The sequence below is a fragment of the Methylotenera sp. 1P/1 genome, from assembly GCF_000384355.1.
Classification (GTDB): Bacteria; Pseudomonadota; Gammaproteobacteria; order Burkholderiales; family Methylophilaceae; genus Methylophilus.
The window spans coordinates 349,351-374,151 of sequence record NZ_ARWC01000001.1 but is presented as its reverse complement, the minus strand read 5'-3'; the positions used below and the strand labels follow the sequence as shown (position 1 = coordinate 374,151).

27 protein-coding genes and 1 tRNA gene are annotated in these 24,801 nt (G+C 44.2%); 11 read left to right on the top strand and 17 right to left on the bottom strand.

The annotated features are described in order from the left end of the window. Nucleotides 1-227 precede the first annotated feature (227 nt). A complete protein-coding gene (locus A3Q3_RS0101750; protein WP_020181845.1) occupies nt 228-1,154 on the top strand; it encodes a hypothetical protein in 927 nt (308 codons plus the stop codon). A gap of 846 nt (nt 1,155-2,000) precedes the next feature. Here A3Q3_RS0101750 and A3Q3_RS0101740 read toward each other — a convergent pair. Then, on the bottom strand, nt 2,001-2,612 hold the full coding sequence (locus A3Q3_RS0101740; RefSeq protein ID WP_020181843.1) for a recombinase family protein: 612 nt from the start codon (nt 2,610-2,612) through the stop codon (nt 2,001-2,003). A 507-nt stretch (nt 2,613-3,119) separates the two neighbouring features. Here A3Q3_RS0101740 and A3Q3_RS0101730 point away from each other — a divergent pair. Then, entirely contained in the window at nt 3,120-3,530 is a 411-nt protein-coding gene (locus tag A3Q3_RS0101730) for a DUF1376 domain-containing protein (RefSeq protein ID WP_020181841.1), read from the top strand. A 755-nt stretch (nt 3,531-4,285) separates the two neighbouring features. Beyond that, entirely contained in the window at nt 4,286-4,489 is a 204-nt protein-coding gene (locus A3Q3_RS14485) for a hypothetical protein (protein ID WP_232418325.1), read from the top strand. A gap of 204 nt (nt 4,490-4,693) precedes the next feature. Here the strand turns inward: A3Q3_RS14485 and A3Q3_RS0101720 are convergent, their stop codons facing one another. Then, nucleotides 4,694-5,194, bottom strand: a complete 501-nt coding sequence (locus A3Q3_RS0101720; RefSeq protein ID WP_020181839.1) for a hypothetical protein — start codon at nt 5,192-5,194, stop codon at nt 4,694-4,696. Nucleotides 5,195-5,338: 144 nt separating this feature from the next. On the opposite strand from A3Q3_RS0101720, the gene A3Q3_RS0101715 reads away from it, so the two are divergent. Then, nucleotides 5,339-5,824 carry a thermonuclease family protein gene (locus tag A3Q3_RS0101715; RefSeq protein WP_020181838.1) on the top strand — a complete coding sequence of 162 codons (486 nt, stop codon included), beginning with the start codon at nt 5,339-5,341 and terminating at the stop codon, nt 5,822-5,824. Nucleotides 5,825-5,828: 4 nt separating this feature from the next. After that, nucleotides 5,829-6,269, top strand: coding sequence for a hypothetical protein (locus A3Q3_RS14480; RefSeq protein WP_020181837.1), 441 nt, complete (start codon nt 5,829-5,831; stop codon nt 6,267-6,269). On the opposite strand, the gene A3Q3_RS0101705 is transcribed toward A3Q3_RS14480, so the two are convergent. From A3Q3_RS0101705 to A3Q3_RS0101695, 3 genes are read right to left on the bottom strand one after another with little or no spacing between them, the layout of a single operon-like run. Then, a complete protein-coding gene (locus tag A3Q3_RS0101705) occupies nt 6,236-7,147 on the bottom strand; it encodes a hypothetical protein (RefSeq protein ID WP_020181836.1) in 912 nt (303 codons plus the stop codon). The genes A3Q3_RS14480 and A3Q3_RS0101705 overlap by 34 nt on opposite strands. 51 nt (nt 7,148-7,198) lie before the next feature. Beyond that, entirely contained in the window at nt 7,199-8,491 is a 1,293-nt protein-coding gene (locus A3Q3_RS0101700) for a Y-family DNA polymerase (RefSeq protein WP_020181835.1), read from the bottom strand. Then, nucleotides 8,469-9,017 carry a LexA family transcriptional regulator gene (locus A3Q3_RS0101695; RefSeq protein ID WP_081623291.1) on the bottom strand — a complete coding sequence of 183 codons (549 nt, stop codon included), beginning with the start codon at nt 9,015-9,017 and terminating at the stop codon, nt 8,469-8,471. Before A3Q3_RS0101695 ends, A3Q3_RS0101700 begins: the two co-directional genes overlap by 23 nt. 148 nt (nt 9,018-9,165) lie before the next feature. Here A3Q3_RS0101695 and A3Q3_RS0101690 point away from each other — a divergent pair, with 148 nt between their 5' ends. Together A3Q3_RS0101690 and A3Q3_RS0101685 are read left to right on the top strand one after the other, a co-directional pair. Further along, the gene (locus A3Q3_RS0101690; protein ID WP_020181833.1) at nt 9,166-10,368 is read left to right on the top strand and encodes an XRE family transcriptional regulator; all 1,203 of its coding nucleotides are present in this window, start codon (nt 9,166-9,168) and stop codon (nt 10,366-10,368) included. After that, nucleotides 10,365-10,850, top strand: coding sequence for a DUF4411 family protein (locus A3Q3_RS0101685; RefSeq protein ID WP_020181832.1), 486 nt, complete (start codon nt 10,365-10,367; stop codon nt 10,848-10,850). The genes A3Q3_RS0101690 and A3Q3_RS0101685 overlap by 4 nt, the downstream gene beginning before the upstream one ends. A gap of 134 nt (nt 10,851-10,984) precedes the next feature. On the opposite strand, the gene A3Q3_RS0101680 is transcribed toward A3Q3_RS0101685, so the two are convergent. The 3 genes from A3Q3_RS0101680 to A3Q3_RS0101670 all read right to left on the bottom strand — a co-directional run bounded on the left by A3Q3_RS0101680 (nt 10,985) and on the right by A3Q3_RS0101670 (nt 12,473). Then, nucleotides 10,985-11,074, bottom strand: a tRNA-Ser gene (locus A3Q3_RS0101680). A gap of 118 nt (nt 11,075-11,192) precedes the next feature. Then, complete coding sequence (def, locus tag A3Q3_RS0101675; protein WP_020181831.1) at nt 11,193-11,726, bottom strand: peptide deformylase; 534 nt, start codon at nt 11,724-11,726, stop codon at nt 11,193-11,195. Nucleotides 11,727-11,732: 6 nt separating this feature from the next. Next, the gene (locus A3Q3_RS0101670; protein WP_020181830.1) at nt 11,733-12,473 is read right to left on the bottom strand and encodes an S-methyl-5'-thioinosine phosphorylase; all 741 of its coding nucleotides are present in this window, start codon (nt 12,471-12,473) and stop codon (nt 11,733-11,735) included. 37 nt (nt 12,474-12,510) lie between these two features. Here A3Q3_RS0101670 and hpnC point away from each other — a divergent pair, with 37 nt between their 5' ends. Genes hpnC through hpnE form a run of 3 tightly spaced genes read left to right on the top strand, consistent with a single transcriptional unit; the run spans nt 12,511 to nt 15,609 of the window. Next, complete coding sequence (gene hpnC, locus A3Q3_RS0101665; RefSeq protein ID WP_020181829.1) at nt 12,511-13,464, top strand: squalene synthase HpnC; 954 nt, start codon at nt 12,511-12,513, stop codon at nt 13,462-13,464. A gap of 14 nt (nt 13,465-13,478) precedes the next feature. Then, on the top strand, nt 13,479-14,315 hold the full coding sequence (gene hpnD, locus A3Q3_RS0101660; protein WP_020181828.1) for a presqualene diphosphate synthase HpnD: 837 nt from the start codon (nt 13,479-13,481) through the stop codon (nt 14,313-14,315). Then, entirely contained in the window at nt 14,308-15,609 is a 1,302-nt protein-coding gene (gene hpnE / locus A3Q3_RS0101655; RefSeq protein WP_020181827.1) for a hydroxysqualene dehydroxylase HpnE, read from the top strand. Before hpnD ends, hpnE begins: the two co-directional genes overlap by 8 nt. A gap of 37 nt (nt 15,610-15,646) precedes the next feature. Here hpnE and radA read toward each other — a convergent pair whose 3' ends face one another. From radA to rpsF, 9 genes are all read right to left on the bottom strand, one after another. Beyond that, complete coding sequence (gene radA / locus A3Q3_RS0101650) at nt 15,647-17,020, bottom strand: DNA repair protein RadA (protein WP_020181826.1); 1,374 nt, start codon at nt 17,018-17,020, stop codon at nt 15,647-15,649. Beyond that, entirely contained in the window at nt 17,020-18,087 is a 1,068-nt protein-coding gene (gene alr / locus A3Q3_RS0101645; protein WP_026361680.1) for an alanine racemase, read from the bottom strand. The genes radA and alr overlap by 1 nt, the downstream gene beginning before the upstream one ends. A 14-nt stretch (nt 18,088-18,101) precedes the next feature. Next, complete coding sequence (locus tag A3Q3_RS0101640) at nt 18,102-18,533, bottom strand: hypothetical protein (protein WP_152604039.1); 432 nt, start codon at nt 18,531-18,533, stop codon at nt 18,102-18,104. Beyond that, nucleotides 18,523-19,905, bottom strand: coding sequence for a replicative DNA helicase (gene dnaB / locus A3Q3_RS0101635; protein WP_020181823.1), 1,383 nt, complete (start codon nt 19,903-19,905; stop codon nt 18,523-18,525). The genes A3Q3_RS0101640 and dnaB overlap by 11 nt, the downstream gene beginning before the upstream one ends. 48 nt (nt 19,906-19,953) lie before the next feature. Continuing rightward, nucleotides 19,954-20,628: a DUF2490 domain-containing protein gene (locus tag A3Q3_RS0101630; RefSeq protein ID WP_020181822.1), complete on the bottom strand. Its 675-nt coding sequence runs from the start codon at nt 20,626-20,628 to the stop codon at nt 19,954-19,956. A 78-nt stretch (nt 20,629-20,706) separates the two neighbouring features. After that, nucleotides 20,707-21,156, bottom strand: a complete 450-nt coding sequence (rplI, locus tag A3Q3_RS0101625; protein WP_020181821.1) for a 50S ribosomal protein L9 — start codon at nt 21,154-21,156, stop codon at nt 20,707-20,709. 10 nt (nt 21,157-21,166) lie between these two features. Next, nucleotides 21,167-21,400 (bottom strand): 30S ribosomal protein S18, encoded by a 234-nt coding sequence (rpsR, locus tag A3Q3_RS0101620; protein WP_020181820.1) that lies wholly within the window; start codon nt 21,398-21,400, stop codon nt 21,167-21,169. A gap of 24 nt (nt 21,401-21,424) precedes the next feature. Continuing rightward, nucleotides 21,425-21,709: a primosomal replication protein N gene (priB, locus tag A3Q3_RS0101615; protein WP_020181819.1), complete on the bottom strand. Its 285-nt coding sequence runs from the start codon at nt 21,707-21,709 to the stop codon at nt 21,425-21,427. Continuing rightward, nucleotides 21,710-22,084, bottom strand: a complete 375-nt coding sequence (gene rpsF / locus A3Q3_RS0101610; RefSeq protein WP_020181818.1) for a 30S ribosomal protein S6 — start codon at nt 22,082-22,084, stop codon at nt 21,710-21,712. 420 nt (nt 22,085-22,504) lie between these two features. Here rpsF and pgaA point away from each other — a divergent pair, with 420 nt between their 5' ends. Next, on the top strand, nt 22,505-24,787 hold the full coding sequence (pgaA, locus tag A3Q3_RS0101605; protein ID WP_020181817.1) for a poly-beta-1,6 N-acetyl-D-glucosamine export porin PgaA: 2,283 nt from the start codon (nt 22,505-22,507) through the stop codon (nt 24,785-24,787). The last annotated feature ends 14 nt before the right edge of the window (nt 24,788-24,801 follow it).

The following is a 24,801-nucleotide window of genomic DNA, read 5'->3' as shown; positions in this document are numbered from 1 at the left end:
TCCCGTAAGGACAATGATAGATATGTTAACCAGCGTAACGAGCCTAAGTCTTACACCCTCTCCGGTGATGACTATAGAAGGAATCGTAACGAGGACTCAGGATATAACTCTAGGAAGTCTAATAGAGAGTCTGAAGGGTCTTCTAACGGTTCAACCCGTAGCGGTAATCAGATAAATAACAATGGCCTGATAATCAATAGAGATTAGTCTTGCACTCTTAAAATAAAATGATTAAGTTTCCAACTGTATTAGTATTAGGCGCTGGTGCAAGTATTCCCTACGGGTTCCCTTCTGGTGCCGAACTCAAAAAGATTATTTGCGAGGTGAAATTTCCACCATCATTCGATAGCTCATTTAGCAGTTTAAAAGTTAGTAACTTTGTAAATGCATTCAGAAATTCCCATGTCAACTCAATCGACTCTTTCCTTGCTCGACGAAGTGAGTATGTGGGTATCGGTAAAGCAATTATTGCAAACATTATCAGCCGCAAGGAAGATATTGAGTATTTTAACCTTAACATCGAGGATGACTGGTACGCCCTTTTGTGGAACAAGTTGGTCGCAGATGTTCATAGCATTGAAGATTTTGCAAAAAACAATTTAAAAATAATTACTTTTAATTACGACAGGTCATTAGAAGCTTTTTTATTAACCTCTTTTTGTAATACATTTGGTGTAGAAACTGATATAGCAAAAGAAGCATTAAAAGGAATACGAATAATCCACTTCTATGGCCATTTGGGAGAACTCAGCCAAGGGTATTCTAAAACGGAACTACCTTACAAGAACAATCATAGTGATTCGTTCATTTTCCAAGCCGCTGGTAATATCAAAATTATTCCGGAACACAGAGACAACCTAGAAACTAATGTTGAAATAGAGAGCTGGTTTGTGGAAGCAAGAAACATTTTCTTTCTCGGATTTGGATTTGACGCACTTAATATAACAAGATTGGGGCTAAAAGAGACCTTTGAGAAAATGTTCAATAGTAATACTGAGCACATCACAGTTATGGCTTCTACTTATAAGCTAACAGCATCTGAAGCGAGCTTAGCCGGAACATTATTGTTGGGAAAGGCTAAAACTCACTCATGGGATAATGTAAGTCAGACTTGTTCAGGCACTCTAAGGCATTACGCTGAAAAGTTTGTGTGAACTTTCAACCGCTATAGAGATTAACCCTTTCAAACACCTCCGCATTCCTCCAGCCTAAACAATCATTGTCCGCAAAATGCACAACTGTAAGCTAGCACAATGAATTTATGTCTTCCGTAGGATTTGAAATTACTGTTTTAATGTTCAAACGGGTTTTAAAATTACCAGAAAATTGTGAGTGGGTTACATAGCGTGGGAAGCTATCCATCCCCCCCTCTACCCCTAAGTATCTTAAGATTTCCTTCCGAAACCCTAGCCCTTCCTCACCAGTATTCAGCTCAGTTTCAAATCCCAATATGGAAATCGCCTAGCTTCCTACTCACCAGCAAATAGATAAACAAAAGCCCCTTGAGATTATCTTAGGGCTTCTTTGGTAGATCGTAACGAGTTAGCTTGAGGCTAGTATTGTTCAAGTAAGAACTGACGAGGAGATGACTTAGCCACTCTACTAATAAGCACTCTTACCTTACCTAACTGAATCTCACGTTCCATACCCACCTCTGTGAGTTCATTGTTGTAAGTAAGAGCTGAATAGCTGGTGGGTTCAATCATTAGCTCAAAACCGAAGAGTTGCATGTAGATAGGTTTCATAGTGTCATTGTCCTTTTGTTATTGATTAGGCTCTAGGAAGACTAGAGAGAAGGTAAGACTAACACGATTAATTGACAATTCCTAATGTTTCTCTTTATAAACAATTACTTATAAGAAACTATCACCTAGAAGAAACTTAAACCAATCCCGATAAAGTGAAAATGCAATCGACGTATAAACGATTATCTTAAGGTGAGATAACCTAAGATATACCCCAGTTATTTTAAGAGCTTCTAGGGGTCTTTGCACAAGCCGCTAAGCTGCCTTAAGTACTCGCTGAACGGTACTAACACCGACACCTAATTCTTTAGCAATTTTGAGCATACCCTTACCCTCTGCTCTCAAGGCTTTTATCTGTGGCTCAGGATTAGCTAGGTTCGCTGGTCTACCGTGAGGCTTGCCTGATTTAGTCCCTGTTACCTTACTTCTTGCAATACCAGCTATGACACGTTCTTTAATCATAGACTTTTCAAACTCAGCAAAGACACCGCACATTTGAAACAGAGCCTTCCCTGCTGGAGTACCTGTATTGATTCCTTGCTGGTGGAGGTATAGGTCTACACCGCTCTCATGAATCTCACTTAAGAACTCCACAAGATGCTGAAGGCTTCGGCCTAACCTATCCACTGACCAAGCAGCAACCATATCGAACTCTTTTCGAACGGCTCCCTTTTGCAACTTATCAAATGCTGGTCGCTGGTCTCTTCCTTTAGCTCCGCTAATAGCATGGTCGATAAACTCCCCTACGACAACCCACCCCATTCTCTCAGCGACTGCCCTAAGTTCGACCAATTGATTATCTGTAGTTTGACTCTCTGTACTTACGCGAGCGTACAAGGCCACTCTTTTGGATTGTGAATTACTCATTACCTAACCCCTGATTAAATGAACTTATAACCATACTAAAACATTTGTTTAGGTATAGTCAATAAGCGCAATATCTCACTGAGGATTTATAAGGGTTCTAGAGGGGTAATTCTTGAGGGTTTTGGTATGGGTGCATATGAGCCACTTTAACGTGGAATCAAACGCTTACGCGTTGAAGTGTACACCTTAGTAATGAACATAGATTTGAAGTTAAGAATAAGCCCATATTAATCAACGGTCTCAACGGATAAATCAATGACTTACACGCTAACGTACATACCTTAGTAATAACACATTACATTTCAATCAACTTACTGACGAAGGAAACAATGCAAGACAACACACATAAGAAGGTCTTTAGGAGCTTTGCGCTACCTATACCAACCTTTGATTACCTCAAGAACTTCCAGAGGAAATACCAAGAGAAACACAACGCACTAATCAATAACAATCAGGCACTAGTGATATTGCTTGGTGAGCACCAGCAACTGTTAGGAGTTAATAGCGATGGCCGCTAAGACAACTAAAGATGTAATGGCTTGGTTTAAGGTTAATGTAGCAGGGCTGACCATAGAGCTATCAGGTCACAGCGATACACATGTGGCAATTTACGTTAAGTTACTTCTGCTTTATTGGTCTTCTGCTAACAAATTACCTGAGATTAATCAGCACCTCCATAGAAAGTTAGGAATAAAGGATGCTGCTGGTGAAGTAGCTTTAGCAGACATACTCAATGAATTCTTCCCTTTGGATGATGACGGTAATTATTATCATGTTGAGTTGGACAGGCAGCTTAATGAAACTATAGCTAACAGTAGAAAGCAATCAGAAAGAGCTAGCAAGCCTCGTGGAGGCAACTCACTTAGCAACCCTACCAATTTCGAACAGAGGAAAGAGGTTGATGAAGACAATTTCTAATTCATGATTAGCCACCGCTAACCACGGTTAATTAATCTTAGCCACCGCTAGCCTATAGATAGAGAGATAAATAGAAAGAGAGACAGATACAAAGATAAATAGATTAGAACTAACACATCTAACTAACCACACTAATCACTGTATCAATCAACTCTCTCTTTTAACTCAAGTAACAGTTAAAAAACTCTTAAGGTTAATTCTTTAATTAGACTAACTGTATTTTGAGTTATACCTCTGTTACTGACTTACATGATATTCAATATAAATATTGTGTCAGGTCAATCTTAACTATCTATAGAACACTCTACTAACAAGTTTCAATCTATTAAGCATTATCAACTTGTCTCTAGTGATACCTATAGAGACTCTTACAGTTGAATCCCTTAATCACTTCCCATTGTTGTTAGCTCAGCCTAGCAACCCATTATTGAAAGAAAGTAAATGAACGATATCACCCGCAGGACTCTACCCTGCCCCCTATGCAGTACACCTCACATAGTTCCTATCTCACGTAACCGATCTAAGTGTAAAGGTTGTAAGACTTGGCTACAGATTAACGATGCCAGAGATGGTCTACAAGACTTCTATGTAGCTAACGGAGCAGCTTACCTTAAGAAGAAAGGTTACAGATGTGCTACCCAGTAGAGCCAAGAATTGGTCTTAAGATACAAATGGATAATGAGTACCGAGACCTAAATAAAGATAATAGAGGAACAGGTATACAATTAGCCTCAAGTATAGATAGACGCACAGGGATGCGTTTCGTTCTTAATGATGAAGGTCACGCAATGCGAGGCTTCAAAGGTACTGGCACTCAGATTGTTGATGACGATGCTGGACATAATCTTCCCGGGCTTAGAGGCACAGGCGCACAAAGCATTTCCACTAATGAAGGACGCGATTTGAAGGGTACACGCGGCACAGGCGTACAAATTGCGTCAGGTAAAAATAAGCGCTAAATAGTAGATATAAATTACAGTCATCCTAAAGAGTCTTCATGATTCTTTAGGGTATCTGTATTTGTGTGTCTATTTTTTTCTTTGTGAAATCTCTAAGAGAAACGCTAGGATTTCACTTAAAAGATTTCAAAGGCATCCCTTACAATACACTTATAACAGGTTATATCATGTCCTCCGAGGAGACATGGTCTGTATAGCTTAAAACTAAATCGCAGGGTATCCCATACCTACTCTAAAGGCGGCACCAATAACTTGACCGATTGTTGCTGAAATGAGTGCTTTACTTGTCTCACCTGCAACATTATTTGAAGCTTCTAGCAACTTTGTCCCTAATGACTTACCGCCAATACTGTCAGGAATACAGGATAAGACCTCAAGTCCTTTAGTAGATAGCACGTATTTATTACTAAGGTCACCCGAGGTCTTTTTAATTATATAGCCAGCCTCTACTAGCCAAACTATAGTTGCAGATGCATTAGATTCATTTTCGGTTAACAGCTTAGTTTCTTGCATAGGGCAATTAGTACTATCTGGATTAATATCGTTAGCTATTGCAGCTGTGATATCTTTTTCATAAGCCAAATCACGACCAATATAATTAACAGCTAAACTATGTCCACTTAAAGTGATGGGTATAGGAAAATTCTCATAGAGGTTTCCTAGAGCCACAGTCGCATAATAATTAAAAAGCTCAATATTTTTCATAACATGGCTCCCTACTTCCCAAGAGAATACTGATTCAATTTTATTATTGAAGCATAATAAGGGAAAATAAATATACAAGGTGAGCTATTTTCTAGCTGCGTAATAGAGTATTAAGACTTTTAATTTCTCAGACATTTCTCCAAAATGATTAAATACCTAGTAGCCCTAGCTTCCCTCCTCTTTCTCTCACCAGCATATGCAGAGTTACTCCAAGGGAGAGTCGTAGGTGTAACCGATGGGGACACAATCACTGTTCTTGATACAACCAACACCCAGTACAAGATAAGGCTCGCTGGCATGGATGCACCCGAGAAGAAACAGCCCTTTGGTCAGGTCTCTAAGCGTTCTCTTTCGGATTTAACCTATAACAAGACTGTGCTGGTGGACTGGTCTAAACATGACCGATATGAACGTATTGTCGGGAAGGTGTGGGTCAATGACCTTGATGTTAACCTAGAGCAAATCAAGAGAGGCCTAGCGTGGCACTATACGAAATACAAGAAGGAACAACCCTTAGAGGATAGGCTCTCCTATTTACATGCTGAGGAATACGCTAGAGAATCTAGAGTAGGTTTATGGGTAGAACCTAACCCTACACCTCCATGGGACTGGAGAAAGGCTACAAGGTAAAGCTATGTGCTCTGGTGTTAGGTACACTGATTCATCAGGTAAGGAATGGAAGATTTACTTCCCCAATCCTAAGGCAGCACTTCCCGTGGTCAAGACTGACGGCAATATTGAATGGGTTAAATGGGGTAGACGCAAAGAAGAGCAAGCTCCCTTCGTGCAAGGAGGATGGGCAAGGTCTGACTCAATTGAACTTGGTAAGTGGGAACGCTATAACCCTACCTTTGTTCAGTTAGCAGCTCATGGATTCATGGAGAAGGATGCTGAGAAGGTATCACATTGGATTGATGTTCCTCAGGGGAAAGCTATAGAAGCTCTTATAGTGAATCATGACGATGAGCAGCGGGTCTATGTGGTTACTGAAGATACACCTCAAGATTACGCTTGGGTTCACGATAGATGGCCTAAGCTAACTCAATCATTGTCTTCTACCAATCGCTCACTGTAGTTATTCCACCCACAAGCAGCGCAAAGATTAACATAAGGTGGATCTAGATTCTGGTCGGGCTCATATATAGAATCAATCCTATACGAACTACACTTAGGACACACTAATGGGGGTTCTGATTCGTGATGAATAATGACTTTAGCAAGAGCGGATATATAAGCTTCCGTTGCTTCCAAACTCAGCTCAGCCTCATAAAGAGTAGCATTTCTAGTGTGAGTAACCCAATTTACCAGTTGCCAAACCTTCTCCGAAGAGCTTTTAAGATAGCTTCTTATATATTGATTCCGCTCTCCGCCAGCAAACTTATCTGCTATGAGTAATGACCAGCCAACGAAATCCGCAACCTTAGGACGATCTTGGACATCAATTAAGGACACGTCAATTGCTTTGATTACCTGAAGTAAAGTCTCCCTACATTTCATACCGATAGATTGAAAGTCAGCAGACTCTATTGCGTGTTCAATTGCCTCTGCTGCATCTTCCCATCTCCTCCATACAGAAATAAGTCTATCTCTTGAGTCTTCAGGAGCTATCTTGGCGTCTCTTGCAGCTACTCTGGCAGTAACACCTATATGGAACGATAACGTGTAATCGAGAGAGACAAACTCGGTTTGAGAGTATAGGTTAGTAGGTTCAGTAATAACCCACCACCTCCCATCTACTTCATTTGTGTGGACGTCCCATACATCATGTTTTTTTCCAAATACAACTTCTGAAGTCAGGCGCTCCAGATGCACTACTTTTACCTTATTTTTCTTTCTACCTTTATTGCTCTGCCACTCAACATAGTCAACAATCTTTGTCTGCTCGTGTTCAGGAGCATTCAGCACTACTTTTTTAAGTGCCTCAATAGGTATTTGTTTTGGTGTATCAGCCATTGTAAATCCATTCTGAGTGGTACTCTGAGTACTGTTTAATACGCTATGCTACTACAGAGCCACTGGCAATTCCTTCCATTCACCAGTGTAGTTTGGACTCTTCAATCCCCTCTTCATTACCCAAGCCTTATGGATTCCCTCAGAGGCAAGCTTGATTGTACCCTTGCTATACCTCTGATTGATACTGTCTAAGGTGTCCATCAGCTTGCTAGCCTTACCCTCTCCAAGAGTAAACCCAAAGAGGTCTGTTTGTTGTCCTTGAGACGGCACTAGCTCCATAAGCATCACACCAGCCTTTTGATAGTAAATACCTTCTCTAAAGAGCTTCTTAAGAATCCATAGAGCTGTCCTGTTTACCTGTAAGGTATTGTCAGTGGGTGAAGGCATAGCAACGGTAAGACTTGCTCCATAGAACTGAGCCTTATCGAAGGGACTATTCTGAATGAAGACATATACAGCATTAGCATACAAGCCGTGCTTACGGAGCCTAGCACTAGCATTGGTAGCATGAAAACTAACAGCCTCCTCTAGCTCCTGTAGGGAAGTCACACGAGTCCCAAAGGATCGCGAACTCATCACTTGTTTAGCTTCAGGGAGTGTCTCGTCTAGCTCTAACCAAGACTCACCATTTAGCTCTTTGATTGTACGCTCAAGCAACACTCCGAACTCGTCACGGATTCTCTTAGGGTCAGCCCTCTTGAGTCTTAGAACATCATGCACACCTAGCTTATTGAGCTTGGCCTCTAGCTTGTTACCAATGCCCCACACTTTAGATACGGGGAGATTCTGCATCATAGCGTCTACTTCAGTCTGACTCATGCTGGTGAAGTCACATACTCCATTGAAGTGCGCTTGTTTCTTTGCACAGTGGTTAGCAAGCTTAGCGAGTGTCTTAGTGCTTCCCATACCTACACATATAGGAAGGCCAGTCCACTTCATTACAGTGTCTTTAATCTCCTTACCATAGGCCACTAGGTCACGCTTGATTCCTGTAAGGTCTAGGAAGGATTCATCAATAGAGTAAACCTCTTGCCTAGGAGCAAACTGTCTTAAGATGGTCATGAAGCGGTTACTCATATTGGCATACAGCTCATAGTTGGATGAGAAGGCAACAACACCTAGCTTCTTAGCCTCCTCCTCTATCTCGAACCAAGGTCTGCACATCCATAGGTCAAGCATTGCCTTTGCTTCTTTGCTTTGTGCCACAACACAACCATCATTGTTTGAGAGGACAACTACAGGAGTGTTTCTTAAGTCAGGCCTAAAGACTTTCTCACAAGAAGCATAGAAGGAGTTTGCATCACAGAGGGCGTATACGCGGTTATTTTGGCTGGTGGATGACATAGGTTACCACACCAAATATTATTAGCTCCTGCCCCTCAGAAAATACAATAGGTGCATGGTCAGGATGTTCAGATAATAGCTTAACGACATCACCCCTCTTATACAGTCGCTTCACCATCCACTCACCATCAACCTCAGCAACCACAATACTTGAGGACTTGAACTTGGCTGCCCTATCTACTATGACTGTGTCTCCATCAAAGATACCAGCTCCCTCCATAGAGACCCCCTTAACTTCAAAGAAGAAGGTAGCTGGAGGATTACTTACATATCTCTCATTAAGGTCTAAGAACTTCTGCTCATAGTCTTGAGCTGGTGAGGGAAACCTAGACTGACCCGCTGATATCTTACCGCTATAGATAGGCCTAGTTAGTGCTGGTGGATTAGGTGAGGCTTGAGGGACGCTAGGTAATCGCTCAGAGCCCCTAGCGATTGTCTTTTTGTATTCTTCAAGATACACCAGTACTTCAGTCTTGAGGCTGTTAGGCACTCGTATTACTGAAGTCTTCTCTTTGTAAGGACTCATTGGTTTTTTGGGTCCTGACCCTTCTCGTTTTCCACCGCTTGGCATAAGTTAACAACTTTGAACTATGTAACAGTGTTCAATTTAACATATGAAGTGTAAGATGAGAAATATTAGTTATCATTAAGAACCACTAACCTATAAGTAATCAATGGCAGCACGTATATACGCACACATTAAGCCTGAAATATTAATTTGGGCAAGAGAGTCTGCTGGGTTCACCCTAGAAGCAGTCAGTGCTTCTATTAAGCAAAATTTAGATGTGATAGTTAGCTGGGAGAATGGCAGCGCGTCTCCATCGATTCCTCAGTTAAGAGAACTAGCATCACTGTACAAAAGACCATTAAGCGTTTTTTACCTACAAGAAGTGCCTAGCGGCTTTATGGTAATCAGCGACTTCCGAAGAACATCTCCAGAAGCTCCAAGGCAATTTTCACCTGAACTTACTCAAGAAATTCGTATAGCTAATCAACGGCGTGTGCTTGCAATAGAAATGCTTGCAGACATAGGTAGTGAAGGCACGAAGGAGCTCGATTTCGAAATCAACATGAAGGATAACCCTGAACGTGCTGGCTTGATGATGAGAGAGTACTTCGGATTGTCCACGACTGAGCAACCATACAGAAGTGATACAACGGGCAGAACTGGGTTTAAGTTATGGCGAGAGCGAATTGAAGATGCTGGTGTATTAGTATTTCAATCTATTCGCATTGCCTCTGAAGAGGCTTCAGGCTTTGCACTAGCATATCCAGAGCTACCAGTAATAGTAATCAACAGAAAAGATGCTCCAGTGAGGAGGTTATTCTCGTTACTGCACGAGTTAGCTCACTTAGGTCTTCGTAAAAGCGGTGTTTCCGATTTGGATGTTGACTCGCAAAGGCCTCCAGAAGATAAAGCCTTAGAGGTGTACTGCAATCAGGTAGCAGCAGCCGCACTCATGCCAGAGACTATCTTTAGAAATGATGAGGTTGTAAGAAATCATGGTAATGAGGAGGAATGGAGTGATGCAGAAATTTCAAGTATTGCTGGAAAATTTGGTGTAAGCAAGGAAGCTGCTGTCCGGAGACTTACTACATTAGGGTTAACGTCCTCTGCATTTTACTTGAGTAAACGAGACCAGTACCGAGTTGAGTATATAGCAATAAAAGAACTCGAAGCCTACAGCAGAGCTAAAAGGGATATGAAACGTAACATGCCTCAAGAGGCTCTAAGTAACTACGGAAAAAGGTTTCTTGAGCTGGTGTTCCAGAACTATTATCAGGACAGGCTTACTCTAAGTGAAGTATCAGGCTACCTAGGATTGAGAACTACTCATGTAGTTGCACTTGAACATAAGCTAGAGGCTTCTAGATGAGTGCACTACAAATGCCAAGATATAGCATTGATACTAGCTGCATTATCCATGCGTGGAGAAGAGCGTATCCACCAGAACATTTCACCTCTTTCTGGGAAAAGCTGGAAGGGTTAATTACAAACGGGATAGTTGTTGCTTCGGTCGAAGTATTAAACGAACTCCGAAAAAAAGATGATGACATCTATCAATGGGCTCAAGCGCAGCCATCTCACCTATTTATGGAAATTGATGATGTGCAGCAACCCCATCTATCTCACGTTATGGGCAGACACCCTAGGCTCGTTGACACAACCAAAGGAAGGTCGGAATGTGATCCCTTTGTGATTGCTCTAGCTCTATCATTCCAAGAACCGTTAATGGTAATTAGTGAAGAGAATAATGGTAAAGCAAATAGCCCCAAGATACCTGATGTCTGTAGAGCAGAGAATCTAACATGTATCAAGTTAGTAGACTTAATCAGACTTGAGAAGTGGGTGTTTTAACCTCGAAAGCAAATGTACCAAGCATTAACACATAAACGCATGTATTAGCGGCAGATTGGATGTGGTAAATTGATGTGGTAAAAGAAAAAGCCCAATACAACCTAAACTATTGATTATATTGAGCTTATATATAGTGGCGGAAGAGGTGAGATTCGAACTCACGGAGGGCGTGAACCCTCGACAGTTTTCAAGACTGTAGCATTAAACCGCTCTGCCACTCTTCCAAATAAAACACTATCGCTTTTTAGACTATTGATTAGACAGTCTGAAGACCGCAGCATGCACATATTACAACCTTGCGTGCTACCGCCCTTCCGCGAAAGACGGCATTATAGCAAAGAATTAGTCGTCTTGAATATCCTGATTTGGAAAAAGTACATCAGTAAAGCCAAATTTTGTTAAATCTTGAATGCGCATGGGGTACAAAATACCATCCAAGTGGTCACACTCGTGTTGCACTACGCGTGCATGAAAGCCTGAAACTAGCCGATCGATAGTGTTTCCGTATTGATCAAACCCGTTGTAATGTAGGCGTTCGTACCTAGGCACCACCCCTCTAAAGCCAGGCACAGATAAACACCCTTCCCAACCATCCTCTTGCGCATCCCCCACCGGGTTAAGCGTTGGATTAATCAACACTGTATAGGGCACCTGTTCAGCATCCGGATAACGTGGGTTACTACCCACGCCGAAAATCACTACACGTAAACTCACACCAATTTGTGGCGCCGCAATGCCTGCGCCATTCATATGCGCCATGGTATCTTGCATGTCTTGAATCAACGCATGCAGCTCTGGCGTGTCAAATTGCGTCACCGCAGCTGCTTTTTGCAGCAGTATCGGGTCACCCATTCTAAGCACAGTTCTAATAGCCATATTGACTTATCGCTCCTTGGCAATTTGTTCAATGAGACGCATGACTTTCAACATGGTTTGATTCAGTAGTGGGATGACGCCTTCGAACTGAATGCCATTCACGCTATCGCCACGTCCAGCAGCATAATTGGCCACAGGGCATACTGCGGCATATGCCACACCCAATTCACGCGCCAACGCCGCCTCTGGCATACCTGTCATGCCAACAATGGTGGCACCATCCCGCTCCAATCGATTAATTTCAGCGGCAGTCTCTAAGCGCGGCCCCTGCACACAGGCATACACCCCTTCTTCAATTAACGGTTGTGCTATGTTTTGTGCTGCGCGTAAACATTTTTGACGCATTTCTGCGGAATATGGTTCGGTAAAATCAATGTGCTTTACTGGCAATTCAATGCCATCGTGGTAGGTATTTCTACGGCCGTGGGTGTAATCAATGATTTGATTCGGTAGCACAATGTCTGCCGGACGCAATTGCAAATGAATGCCGCCCACTGTGGCTACTGCCAATAACTCGCACACTCCTACAGAATGTAATGCCCAAATATTGGCGCGGTAATTCACCGCATGTGGCGGTATGGTATGCCCACCGCCGTGTCTAGCAAGAAACACTACTTCTACGCCATCCACATCACCAAATACCAACGGTTGTGATGGCTCGCCATAGGGCGTACGCGCAATCAGGCGCCGATGAATATTTAAATTGGGCAGCTCGGTTAAGCCTGTTCCACCAATGATTCCTAACATAACTGCCTTCTTTCGATAATTTTGATTATTGTAACGTATGCACTTAATAGTAGTGCATGCTGAGGCGACGATTAATTTATGGCATACTTTACGCCTCATGAACACCAACCCCAATACATCAGCACCTTTACACCAGCACTCGGCTATTGCGCAAGCAAGCTTACAGCATGCACAGCAGCACTATGAGAACTTTCCAGTGGCATCTGTGTTATTGCCCAGGCGTTATCGCGCGGCGGTTGCAATGATTTACAGTTTTGCTCGTCAGGCCGATGATTTTGCTGATGAAGGGGACATTGCCCCGGCACAACGATTAGAGAACCTGCAACGCTTTAGAGATGAGCTAGAGCTGATACAGGCCTATATTCATCCCAATACTGATTTCTTTAGCGCGTTACAGCAAACAATCCAAACGCACCGTTTACCACTCAAGCCTTTTTTCGATCTGCTGGATGCTTTTAGTCAAGACGTCACCAAAACACGTTATGCCAATTTTACTGAGGTCATTGATTATTGCCAGCGCTCGGCTAACCCAGTGGGCAATCTACTACTGCATTTATATGGCCAAGCCACACCCGAGAAGCTACAACAATCAGATGACATTTGTACCGCGTTACAACTCATCAACTTTTATCAGGATATTGCAATCGACTTTGATAAAAATGAAGGTAAGCGCCGCATTTATTTATGCCAAGACGAGATGCTAGCTGCAGGTATTGACGAATCAAGTATTGCGGACAAACAGGTCAATGCCCAATGGCAATCTTTCATGCAAATGAACATTGGCCGTGCCGAACAATTATTAACACGTGGCAAACCTTTAGGCAAACAATTGCCCGGGCGCTTAGGCTTTGAATTACGCATGATCATCGCCGGCGGTGAACGTATCATCAGCAAATTAAAAGCGTGCAATGGCGATATTTTTTATCATCGCCCTCAATTAAACATGGGGGATTGGGTTATCATTTTGCTAAAAGCACTGGTCCAACGATAACACCAAGCCCAACGATGACACCACTCCAATACTGCAAACAAAAAACCGCCGAGAGCGGTTCTAGCTTTACGCTTAGTTTTATTTTTCTACCCAAAGCAAAGCGAGAGGCCATGACAGCGCTCTATGCATTTTGCCGCGAGGTCGACGATGTGGTGGATGAATGCACCGATTATCAAGTCGCTCAGACCAAGCTCAACTGGTGGAAAACTGAAATCCAGCGTTTATTTCTCAAGCAAGCGCAGCATCCGGTCACCAAAGCACTTACCCCTATTGTGCAGCAATATCAATTGGCAGAAGAGCACTTTCAGGAAATTATTGATGGCATGGAGATGGATTTAAAATTCAATCGCTATGAAGATTTCAAACAACTTCAGCTCTACTGCTATCGCGTGGCCAGTGTCGTAGGCTTGCTTTCTGCACAGATTTTTGGCTTCCAACATCGCAAAACGCTTAAATATGCACATGATTTAGGCATGGCGTTTCAGCTTACCAATATTATTAGAGATGTTGGCGAGGATGCACGTAGAGGCCGTATTTACTTGCCGTTGGATGAACTGGCAAAAGCGGGCGTGACTGAGGAAGACATTTTACAAGGCCACGAAACTGAGGCAGTCAAAACCTTAATGGCATTTCAAATCGAGCGTGCTGAGACTTTTTATGACAAAGCACTCAACGAGCTACCCAAAGAAGATACCAAGCAACAACGTACAGGCTTAATGATGGCTGCCATCTACCGCACGTTATTACGTGAAATTAAAGCTGAGCCAGAAAAAGTACTCAATCACAAAACCTCTCTGCCCCCATTCCGAAAATTTAGGCTAGCCTTACATACCTACTTCAAATATGCCTAAGCGTTCAATTGCCATTATTGGTGGCGGTGTCGCAGGATTGGCCGCGGCAGTGACTTTAGCAAACGCGGATGCAAATGTGACCGTATTTGAAACCAACAGCCAATTGGGTGGGCGGGCGAAAGGCATTCAATATCAAGGCCTTTCTTTAGACAATGGCCAACACATTCTGTTGGGGGCTTATCGTGAAACTTTGCGATTACTCAAGCTGACCCACGCTCCGCTACATCAAACGATTCAATGTATCCCACTCGCACTCTCGGTGCTTGACCTTGCGCAGCAACGCTATTTTCGCTTAAAAGCCCCAACCTATTTGCCCGCACCACTACATATATTGGCGGGCCTACTCACTGCGCAAGGCTTATCACTGCGTGACAAATGGTGTGCGTTACGCATGATGGTGTGGATGAAATGGCATGCATTTACAGTGCCTCAAGATGAGACTTTAGCCGCATTTTTGTCTCGCCAACATCAAACTAAAACGCTGATTCAATCATTGTGGGAGCCCTTGTGCTTGGCTGCGTTAAACACACCGTTGCAGCAAGCCAGCGCACAAGTATTCTTAAACGTGTTGCGCGATAGCTTTAATCAGAAAACGCATGATGCAGATGTCTTATTGGCTAAAACAGATTTAACCACGCTACTGAGTGCACCGTGGGCGGATTTTGTTACTCAGCAAAGTGGCCGTATTCTCACCAGTACAACAGTGAAAGCCATTCGCCAAACAGAACATGGTTACGCACTCACCACGCAAGAAGAGGAGCTTGTATTTAGCCACGTCATTATTGCAACGGGGCCGCATCAAGTGAAGTACTTGACTAAGACGCTTCCATTACTGAATCAAGCAACTGAACAGTTTGCTTACCAGCCTATCACTACAGTCTATTTGCAATACAACAAGACCACCCGCTTATCGCAGCCTATGCTAGGCATGGTCAATAGCACATCACAATGGGTGTTTGATCGAGGCCAAGTGTGTGGTCAAGATGGGTTATTGGCGGTTGTCATCAGCGCGCATGCCGATATAGAGATGGATCAGACTACACTCGCTGAGACTATCCATACAGAATTGACACAAGCGATTCCACAGCTTGAGAAACCAATATGGCATAAAGTGGTGACTGAAAAGCGCGCTACATTTAGTTGTGATGTCAATCTAGCCCGCCCAAATCATCAGACAGCTTATCCCAATCTATACCTTGCTGGTGACTATACCGCTGGCGACTATCCAGCCACAATTGAGGGCGCAGTACGTAGTGGAATTGCTGCTGCCAATTTGATATTGCAAGATAACTAGCTTGCAAAGGCTAAATACGAGAACCAGGTTACAAAAATTAGTGTTGCCGAATCACTTGCAAGGCTTGCTCTAAACGATCAATCGCAATCACTTCCATACCCGCAATCTTGGTTTTTGGCGCATTGGCTTTTGGCACAATCGCTTGCGTAAAGCCTAGCTTCGCTGCCTCTTTCAATCGTACCTGACCACCTGTCACAGGTCGCACTTCACCCGCCAACCCAACCTCACCAAATACTATAAGTTTATCGTTTAAAGGTTTGTTTTTTAAGGAAGAAACGATGGATAACAATACGGCTAAATCCACCGCAGGCTCACTAATTTTCACACCACCTACAGCATTAATAAATACGTCTTGATCAAAACATGCGACGCCTGCATGGCGATGCAGTACGGCTAACAACATGGCTAAACGATTTTGCTCTAAGCCTACACACAAGCGTTTTGGGCTGGGCGCGTGGCTTTCGTCCACTAGCGCCTGCACTTCAATCAATAACGGACGTGTTCCTTCCATGGTGACTGTAATACAGCTACCCGCGACTTGGCTTTCATGATGCGATAAAAACAATGCGGAAGGATTGGCTACTTCACGCAGCCCCTTTTCCGTCATAGCAAACACGCCTAATTCATTCACCGCACCAAAGCGGTTTTTAAAGGCGCGAATCAATCTGAATGACGAGTTCTGGTCGCCCTCAAAATACAGTACGGTGTCGACAATATGTTCCAGCACACGCGGCCCTGCCAAAGCACCCTCTTTAGTCACGTGCCCCACCAATATCACCGTGATACCTAATTGCTTGGCCAGACGCGTCAATTGCGCTGAGCATTCACGCACTTGTGCTACCGAGCCAGGTGCAGATTGTAGCGCTTCAGAATACACGGTTTGAATAGAGTCGATGACCGCAATATTGGGTTTATGGGTTTGTAGCGTGGCGAGAATTTTCTCTAAGTTAATTTCAGCCAGCAAGTCCAACTCTGAAGCGTCTAACCCCAAGCGGTGCGCACGCATGGCAATTTGCTGCGGGGACTCTTCACCACTGACATAAATAGCCTTGCTATTGCGCCCAAGGTGGCACAACGTCTGTAACAGTAATGTCGATTTACCAATGCCAGGGTCGCCACCAATTAAGATGACACCACCTTCCACCAAGCCCCCTCCTAACACGCGATCAAACTCGCTAATCCCAGTCGGGATGCGTGCGATTTCAGCAGCTTGCACCGTCGAAAGCTTTTGTAACTGACCAGTGGTCGCCAACCCTTCAAACTTATTGGCATAGCGGTTAGTAGAAGCGCCCGTCTCGGCTACGCTCTCGACCAGCGTATTCCAAGCATTGCAACTTGGGCATTGGCCCTGCCATTTCGGCTCGGCTGCACCGCATTCGGTACAGGTGTACACCGATTTTACTTTGGCCATCAATCTACAACTTTCATTGGCACTCTGGGTGCAACGGCGCATAACAACTCATAACCTACGGTACCTGAAGCTTCGGCTACAGCATCCACGGCAACCGTATTGCCCCATAGCTCCACTGGGGAACCAATGAGCGCATCTGGGATAGATGTGATATCACAGAACAACATATCCATCGATACACGACCCAAGGTTTGGGTCAATTTACCATTCACCGCGATGGGCGTACCGTTTGGTGCATGCCTTGGGTAGCCATCCGCATAACCACACGCCACAATGCCAATACGCGTAGGCTGTGTTGCCGTAAAGCGCTGTCCGTAACCTACACTCTCCCCCGCCGCTAGCGTTTGCGTTGCAATGAGCTGGCTCGTGAACTGCATGGCCGGCTTCAGATTGAAATACTCAACCGGCGTGCCGCTGACAGGACTTGCACCATACAACATAATGCCTGGGCGCACCCAATCTGCATGGGTTTCTTTGTAGCGCAAAATACTGGCTGAATTGGCCACAGATTGTGCATTTGGCAATTGTTTGACCACAGAGTGAAATGTATGGAGAGGCTTCTCTACGCCCGCTGCTTCATCCGCAGTCGCAAAATGCGTCATCAAGGTGATGTCCGACACATTGACGCAGGTTTGTAATTCGCTATACGCTTGCAAATAGGCATCTGGCTGAAAACCTAAGCGATTCATGCCAGTATTCATTTTCAGGTGCACATGCATCGGTGCAATCAAGCTTGTCTGTTGTAGCATTGCGATTTGTGGCTGGCAATGTACGACCACTTCAACATGGTATGACGCTGCAATATTCAACTCGCGCGCATCAAATACACCCTCTAATAACAAAATAGTCTGCGTAAAGCCTGCTTCGCGTAAATCAATGGCTTCATTCAAGCCGAGCACGGCAAACCCATCCGCATCGTTTAAACCATGTGCCACGTTAAACAAGCCATGACCGTAGCCATTGGCTTTCACCACGGCCATGACCTTGGAATCAGGCGCGAGTTGCCTAACCACATTTAGATTATGGGCGAGCGCCTGCTGGGATACTGTGGCTAAAATAGGACGCAATTTAAAATCTCAATTTAATGATTAACAATTCCAGCTTGGTATATATAACCATCTTCCATAAACTCAATATCAAGCGTATTAGGATCAATATAGCCACACCATCCGATATCATATTGAAACAAAGCGGAGTTAGAATTATCTGGTTCACCTAACATATTGATAACATCGTTTCTGGTTAGGTGAGCATTGCGGATAGTATCAATGACGTGTTGAGTCATACGACCGCGTTGACAATCCTTTGGGTTGCTGAGCCGATTAGCCAAGGCATCTTCACGCCATAATTTTTTATCAAACTTCTCACTTTTAAAAATATCATGATCAGGTGTCAATAAATACCAAGCAACAGCCATTGCAGCGATTACGATGACTGCAGAAGCGCAAAAAAGGTAAAGAACTGGCTTTAAAAGTGGCTTTATCCACTTTGAAAAATAAAAACTAGTATTCATCTGCCATATGACCCGAATTGGCAAAATTCTCAAAACGCGTATTGGCACCAATAAAGGTGAGTCGCACACGCCCGATAGGACCGTTACGTTGCTTACCGATAATGATTTCTGCCGTGCCTTTATCCGGGCTATCCGGGTTATACACTTCGTCACGATAAATAAACAAAATCAAGTCCGCATCTTGCTCAATCGCGCCGGATTCACGTAAGTCACTCATCACTGGGCGTTTATCAGGGCGCTGCTCCACGCTTCGGTTCAGCTGAGATAACGCAATCACCGGCACATCCAGTTCTTTGGCTAATGCTTTAAGTGAACGAGAAATCTCTGAAATTTCAGTCGCGCGGTTTTCACCTTGCTTACCGGCAGGTGCTGACATCAACTGCAAGTAGTCGATCACAATTAGACCCAACTTACCGGTTTGGCGGTGCAAACGTCGGGCACGCGCACGCACATCAAAGCTGCTCAAACCCGCGCCTTCATCAATAAATACGGGCGCTTCGTTCAGCTTGCCTAGTGCTGTGGTCAGCTTTTCCCAATCCTCATCTTCTAATCGACCAGTACGCATGCGGTGCTGATCTAAGCGCCCGACTGAACCAATCATACGCATGGCGAGTTGTGTAGACGCCATCTCCATTGAGAATACCGCCACAGGCAAACCTGTATCCAGCGCTACGTTCTCAGCAATATTCAATGAGAAAGCTGTTTTACCCATGGATGGACGACCAGCCACAATCACCAAGTCGCCAGGCTGCAAGCCAGACGTCATGGAGTCTAAATCGGAAAAGCCTGTGGGAATGCCAGTTACATCACTTTGGTTATCACGTGAGAACAGCATGTCGATACGCTCTGCCACTTGAGGCAATAGCTCTTTGATGTCTTGGAAGCCTTCAGACTTACGATTGCCTCCTTCGGCAATCTGGAAAATCTTGGCTTCGGCTTCGTCCAATAATTGCTGCGCATCCCGCCCATTGGGGTTGTATGCGCTGCCAGCAATATCAGAACCCACAGCCACCAGCTTGCGCATAATCGCGCGTTCACGCACGATTTCTGCATAGCGGCGAATATTGGCGGCCGTTGGCGTGTTCTGCGCCAGTGCGCCTAAATAGGCGATGCCACCCATTGCGGATAACTCAGCAGTGCTTTCCAATGATTCCGCAACAGTGACAATATCCGCCGGGCGATTACGCTCAATTAGCTTGGCAATATGCTGATAAATCGTTTTATGATCATGCTGATAGAAGTCATCTGGCGATAAAATATCTGCGATTTTATCGAGTGCTTCATTTTCTAATAACAAACCACCTATAACAGATTGCTCTGCTTCGATGGAATGTGGGGGGAGTTTTAATGCGTCTAATTGTTCGTCTGCCATAAGGCGATTATAGCAGTGCTCGAAACGCTGATTAACAAAATTGTAAAACTAAAATTGCGTGTTAATCGTAATCGCCAGAACATGATTCTCAACATCTACATTTGGACGATTCACATACTGGTTTAAATAGCCGACATCCATGTTGGCGTGTTGATTGAATAGATAATTCACGCCAACGAAAGCACGGTTTTGATCAAAGCCACGATGCACACCCCAACTTGCATCATTCATATTGACGAAATACTCATCATAAAACACTGCACTTAATCCACTGATTAGCCGCGTTGGCACAGCAAGCCGCACGGTCTGGCGAAAGCGGTGCGCAACGTCTGACCGGCCTTCTAAATGACGCTGCTCTAATCTTGAGCGCGATAGAAACTTAATGTCTTCCGTAAGGTTGGTTTGGTAAATGACATCCTGCCATAAGCGCTGCTCGTGTGTATTACCGCCACTTGTGAGATGCGTCAGGATATAACCATACCCCCCTCCCACGCTCAGACTTGGCGCCACCTTATAGTAAATACTAGGCCGGTAAATAATCTGATCAAACTCACGGCCCTCGTGGCGCCAGCGTGGCTGCACATGCAAATTGATACGCCATTGATCATTGATATGATAATCATGACTTAGGGTTAACCAAAAACGGCCATCCTCAATGGTATCTTCTGCATAAGCAAAGGATTGCGCCGTCAACAGCAACAAACATACATATAATTTCTTCATAGCCTTATTTTATCTCGTCGATGATAGAAATAAAAAAAGCCGACCATGAAGATCGGCTTTTTTACTGCAGCTTAAAACTTAAGCTTCTGCTGCCACAGTCACAGTGATGTCCACTACTACATCGTGATGTAACGCCACGCTGATTGGGAACTCACCAATAGTTTTCAACGGACCTGTTGGCATACGCACTTCAGATTTCACCACATCGTGACCGAGTGCTTTTAAGCCTTCAGCAACGTCAATGTTGGTTACTGAACCGAATAAACGGCCATCCACACCTGCTTTTTGTGTAATTTGCACATTCACACCAGCTAATTTTTCGCCACGTGCTTTTGCTGCAACCAAGATATCTGCTTGTTGTTTTTCTAATTCTGCACGACGCGCAGCAAACTCGGCTTTGTTAGCTTCTGTTGCACGTTTTGCTTTGCCTTGTGGAATTAAAAAGTTGCGGCCAAAACCGTCTTTAACTTTAACGATATCGCCCAACACACCAAGGTTGGCTACTTTTTCTAATAAAATCACTTGCATCTTGCTCTCCTTAGCCTGGGTGTTTGTCTGTGTATGGTAGCAATGCTAAGAAACGCGCACGTTTAACCGCTGAGGTTAATTGACGTTGGTATTTAGCTTTTGTGCCGGTCATACGGGCTGGAATAATTTTTGCGTTTTCTGAAATGAAATCTTTCAGTAAATCCACATCTTTATAATCGACTTCTTTGATGCCTTCTGCACTGAAACGGCAGTAACGGCGGCGTTTGTACATATCTCTTGCCATGGTAATACTCCTAAACTTTAATATTTAAATAAGCGCTATATTCTGTATGTGCATTACCAGTTGTGTACTTTTTGCGCTTCGCTTTGCCAAAAAACCTGCGGCTTTGATTTGGCTTCCCAATTGAATCGCTGTATTGGCCAGTTCGCCCATCATCACAGCACTCACTTCACATTCAATTTTTCGCTTTAACCCTGCTTCACTTACTTCTGAAACATGATGTAACACAAAACTCAACAACGGTAATCCTGCTGGTGTGTAGCGTAACGGCTCAATCGAGGTTACAGCACCACTCAGCACTAATTTATTCAATTACGCTGCAGCTGCCTCTGTTGCTGCTGGTGCGTCTGCCAATACTGATTTAGATTTCTCTTCTTTCATCATTGGGCTTGGCGCAGTCACAGCGGCTTTAGTAGACAATGTTAAATGGCGCAATACAGCGTCATTGAATTTGAAGCCGTGCTCTAACTCTTCAAGCACTTCTTGGCTGCATTCAATGTTCATTAACACATAGTGCGCTTTGTGAATTTTTTGAATAGGATAAGCAAGTTGACGACGACCCCAATCTTCCAAACGGTGAATGTTGCCACCGCCTGTAGTGATTTGCGTACGGTAACGCTCAATCATCGCAGGCACTTGCTCGCTTTGATCTGGGTGAACGATAAATACTACTTCATAATGTCGCATGGAATCTCCTTTTGGTTAAAGCCACCCATATGCGTTGTGGTGTGGCAAGGTTGGAAAGTCCGCGATTATAGGTCAAAAGGGTTTATTAATCAAACGATTTATCGGCCTTAACGCATTGATAACGCATGAATACTACACATCAATCCCTAAGTCAGTTTGTTAAAGCCAATATCCCAACAAAATATAGATAGAATAATTTGCGGTAAGCGCAGGCGAGAATACCTTACACACCATCATTTCCCCTTCACTCAGCCTCTATTTTAACGGATTAAAACACATAATTTTTTAATGAATTTTTACAATAAAGTTGACGTATCTCATTCATTATAATGGTAAAGTTCTTTTGGCACAAAATTTGCTTTTTCCATGTTGCGCTTATTTATTTTGTCTCAATTATAAGTTTAAAAAATGCCTACTCATATGAACCGTATCAAGCAGTCTAACCCTATTGCAACACGCGCCATGCGTAAGATGAGCATTGCAATTATTTTGGCATTTGGCATGCAAAGCCATACGCTATTAGCTGCCAGCCAACACAACAGAACTGACGAAATATCAGAACAAACCCTTGCTACTTTGGCCAAAAAAGCACGCCAAACCGGTGATTTTACACAAGCATTACAACATTATGAAACACTGATTGTGCGTAACCCTCAATTGGTAGACTACAAAATTGCACATGCATTGGTACAAATTGATCGCCAGGAATATACGCTAGCCGAAGCCGAAATTGCCACATTAAAAGAAAACTATGCAGGGAATGTAGAGCTACTAAATGCACAACTCTATTTAGGTCAGCAAACACACAGCCCAATTAAAATACTGGATGCTAGCCAACGATTGCTGGCACTGAACCCCAAAGACACAGCCATGGCAGGCACACTGGCTTCCGCCGCAAGCGATTTAGGCGCCACCAGCAAAGCCAATGAGCTACAGCAACAATATCAATTTGAAGCCAATCAAGCACAACCTATTAAGGCCAGTCGTGCGGCTTCTTACGTACGATGGGGTGAACTTGAGCCACAAAATCCATTACGCCCGTATGCTGATACCGACCAAGCATTAAACGCATTGGACAAGGCCTGTCAATGCGACTGGGCAACAGTAGACGTTAACGATATAGCGAAACGCAAGTTAGTGTTTGACCGCATGTTGGCATTACGCGACCGCCACCGCGCGGCAGAGGTCATTGCTCATTTCAATCAACTCAACGCACAGCATATCGAACTTCCAGTTTACGCAATGAGCGCTGTGGCAGATGCCTACCTTGAGCTACGCGAACCTGAACATGCGCTTACTGTACTGGACGCAATCCTTGTCAAGGATCCGCAAAACTACAATACCAAATTAGATAAGTTTTATACGTTGATCGAGTTAGAGCGATTTGAAGAAGCAACAGCGCACATTCAAAAAATTGCGGCGGAAGAACCAAGCTATCTGAATCGTAATGACAACCCTACAGTACGTCAAAACGACAAAAAGCTTCAGGCAGACACCGTGGCCGCCATGGGAATGGCCTATGGTGATAACTTAGCGGGGAGTGAACAAGCGCTCGTTGCATTACAAAACATCGGTCCGAGCAACCCTGAGCTTAAGAATAACTTAGCAAACATTTGGCGCTGGCGTGGGTGGATTGATTTGGCCGGAAAAACATACCAAGACAATCTGGCACAAGATAAGTACGACACACAAGCACGCTATGGATTAGCCCACACTTACTTGGATGGCAGAGACTGGGTGCTGGCTGACAAAGAAATTCAGACACTCAACACCTACATCACGCCCGATGATCCAGCGCTCAAGGAATTGAATAAACGCTGGGACTTGCATCAAAAACGACAATTCATCAGTGATTTCAATACTGGCAAATCTTCTGGTGCGGCCATTGGCACTAAGTCTAGTTATATCAATGCATGGTTGTACTCAGCACCATTTAACGACAACTACCGTGTATATGCGAATACAGACTATAACCACGGCACTTTCCCGGAAGGATCAGGCGCCGTACTTGCACCAGCAGTTGGACTAGAGTATCGCAGCCACGATTGGCTGATATCCTCACAGTTAGGGCTCGCCACCCAAGATGGTCATGGCGCGACCGGCGCGGTGCGTGCTGAGTACCGCGCAGATGATTACTGGTTATTCAACTCAGAAATTGCGTTTAACTCTCAACAAGCACCGGTAAGAGGCCAGCGCGTGGGTATTCAAGGTGACCTGATGACTGCAGGCTTGACTTACCGCTGGAGCGAGCTCACGCAGGCCGCCGCGTCCGTAGGCTATATGCATATGTCCGATGGCAATACACGTGAGAACCTACAAGTGGCTTGGGATAGACGCATGTACACACAACCGCATTACAAAGCCAATGTGCGCATCGATGCATCAGCCTCTCGCAATAGCCGTGATAACACAGTGTACTTTAATCCTAAAAGTGATGTTGCCATTGGCGCTACCTTAAGACAGGATTGGCTGACATGGCGCCGTTACGACCGCTCGTTTACCCAGCGCCTGGCGCTCGGTATAGGCAATTATCAGCAGCAGGACTTTGGTAGCGGCGCTACTTGGGCGATTAGCTATAGCCATGATTGGGATATCAATCGCTGGCTGAACTTGGAGTATGGCATCGGTCGCCGTAGCCAACCTTACGACGGTATCAGAGAGTCTCGCAGCAGCTTGTTTGGCCACATTAACTTACTTTTTTAACAGCGACTTTATTT

Coding starts and splice junctions, on each gene's coding strand:
- A3Q3_RS0101750 (WP_020181845.1), top strand. CDS start 228: ATGATTAAGTTTCCAACTGTATTAGTATTAGGCGCTGGTGCAAGTATT.
- A3Q3_RS0101740 (WP_020181843.1), bottom strand. CDS start 2,612: ATGAGTAATTCACAATCCAAAAGAGTGGCCTTGTACGCTCGCGTAAGT.
- A3Q3_RS0101730 (WP_020181841.1), top strand. CDS start 3,120: ATGGCCGCTAAGACAACTAAAGATGTAATGGCTTGGTTTAAGGTTAAT.
- A3Q3_RS14485 (WP_232418325.1), top strand. CDS start 4,286: ATGCGTTTCGTTCTTAATGATGAAGGTCACGCAATGCGAGGCTTCAAA.
- A3Q3_RS0101720 (WP_020181839.1), bottom strand. CDS start 5,194: ATGAAAAATATTGAGCTTTTTAATTATTATGCGACTGTGGCTCTAGGA.
- A3Q3_RS0101715 (WP_020181838.1), top strand. CDS start 5,339: ATGATTAAATACCTAGTAGCCCTAGCTTCCCTCCTCTTTCTCTCACCA.
- A3Q3_RS14480 (WP_020181837.1), top strand. CDS start 5,829: ATGTGCTCTGGTGTTAGGTACACTGATTCATCAGGTAAGGAATGGAAG.
- A3Q3_RS0101705 (WP_020181836.1), bottom strand. CDS start 7,147: ATGGCTGATACACCAAAACAAATACCTATTGAGGCACTTAAAAAAGTA.
- A3Q3_RS0101700 (WP_020181835.1), bottom strand. CDS start 8,491: ATGTCATCCACCAGCCAAAATAACCGCGTATACGCCCTCTGTGATGCA.
- A3Q3_RS0101695 (WP_081623291.1), bottom strand. CDS start 9,017: ATGAGTCCTTACAAAGAGAAGACTTCAGTAATACGAGTGCCTAACAGC.
- A3Q3_RS0101690 (WP_020181833.1), top strand. CDS start 9,166: ATGGCAGCACGTATATACGCACACATTAAGCCTGAAATATTAATTTGG.
- A3Q3_RS0101685 (WP_020181832.1), top strand. CDS start 10,365: ATGAGTGCACTACAAATGCCAAGATATAGCATTGATACTAGCTGCATT.
- def (WP_020181831.1), bottom strand. CDS start 11,726: ATGGCTATTAGAACTGTGCTTAGAATGGGTGACCCGATACTGCTGCAA.
- A3Q3_RS0101670 (WP_020181830.1), bottom strand. CDS start 12,473: ATGTTAGGAATCATTGGTGGAACAGGCTTAACCGAGCTGCCCAATTTA.
- hpnC (WP_020181829.1), top strand. CDS start 12,511: ATGCACTTAATAGTAGTGCATGCTGAGGCGACGATTAATTTATGGCAT.
- hpnD (WP_020181828.1), top strand. CDS start 13,479: ATGACACCACTCCAATACTGCAAACAAAAAACCGCCGAGAGCGGTTCT.
- hpnE (WP_020181827.1), top strand. CDS start 14,308: ATGCCTAAGCGTTCAATTGCCATTATTGGTGGCGGTGTCGCAGGATTG.
- radA (WP_020181826.1), bottom strand. CDS start 17,020: ATGGCCAAAGTAAAATCGGTGTACACCTGTACCGAATGCGGTGCAGCC.
- A3Q3_RS0101640 (WP_152604039.1), bottom strand. CDS start 18,533: ATGAATACTAGTTTTTATTTTTCAAAGTGGATAAAGCCACTTTTAAAG.
- dnaB (WP_020181823.1), bottom strand. CDS start 19,905: ATGGCAGACGAACAATTAGACGCATTAAAACTCCCCCCACATTCCATC.
- A3Q3_RS0101630 (WP_020181822.1), bottom strand. CDS start 20,628: ATGAAGAAATTATATGTATGTTTGTTGCTGTTGACGGCGCAATCCTTT.
- rplI (WP_020181821.1), bottom strand. CDS start 21,156: ATGCAAGTGATTTTATTAGAAAAAGTAGCCAACCTTGGTGTGTTGGGC.
- rpsR (WP_020181820.1), bottom strand. CDS start 21,400: ATGGCAAGAGATATGTACAAACGCCGCCGTTACTGCCGTTTCAGTGCA.
- rpsF (WP_020181818.1), bottom strand. CDS start 22,084: ATGCGACATTATGAAGTAGTATTTATCGTTCACCCAGATCAAAGCGAG.
- pgaA (WP_020181817.1), top strand. CDS start 22,505: ATGAACCGTATCAAGCAGTCTAACCCTATTGCAACACGCGCCATGCGT.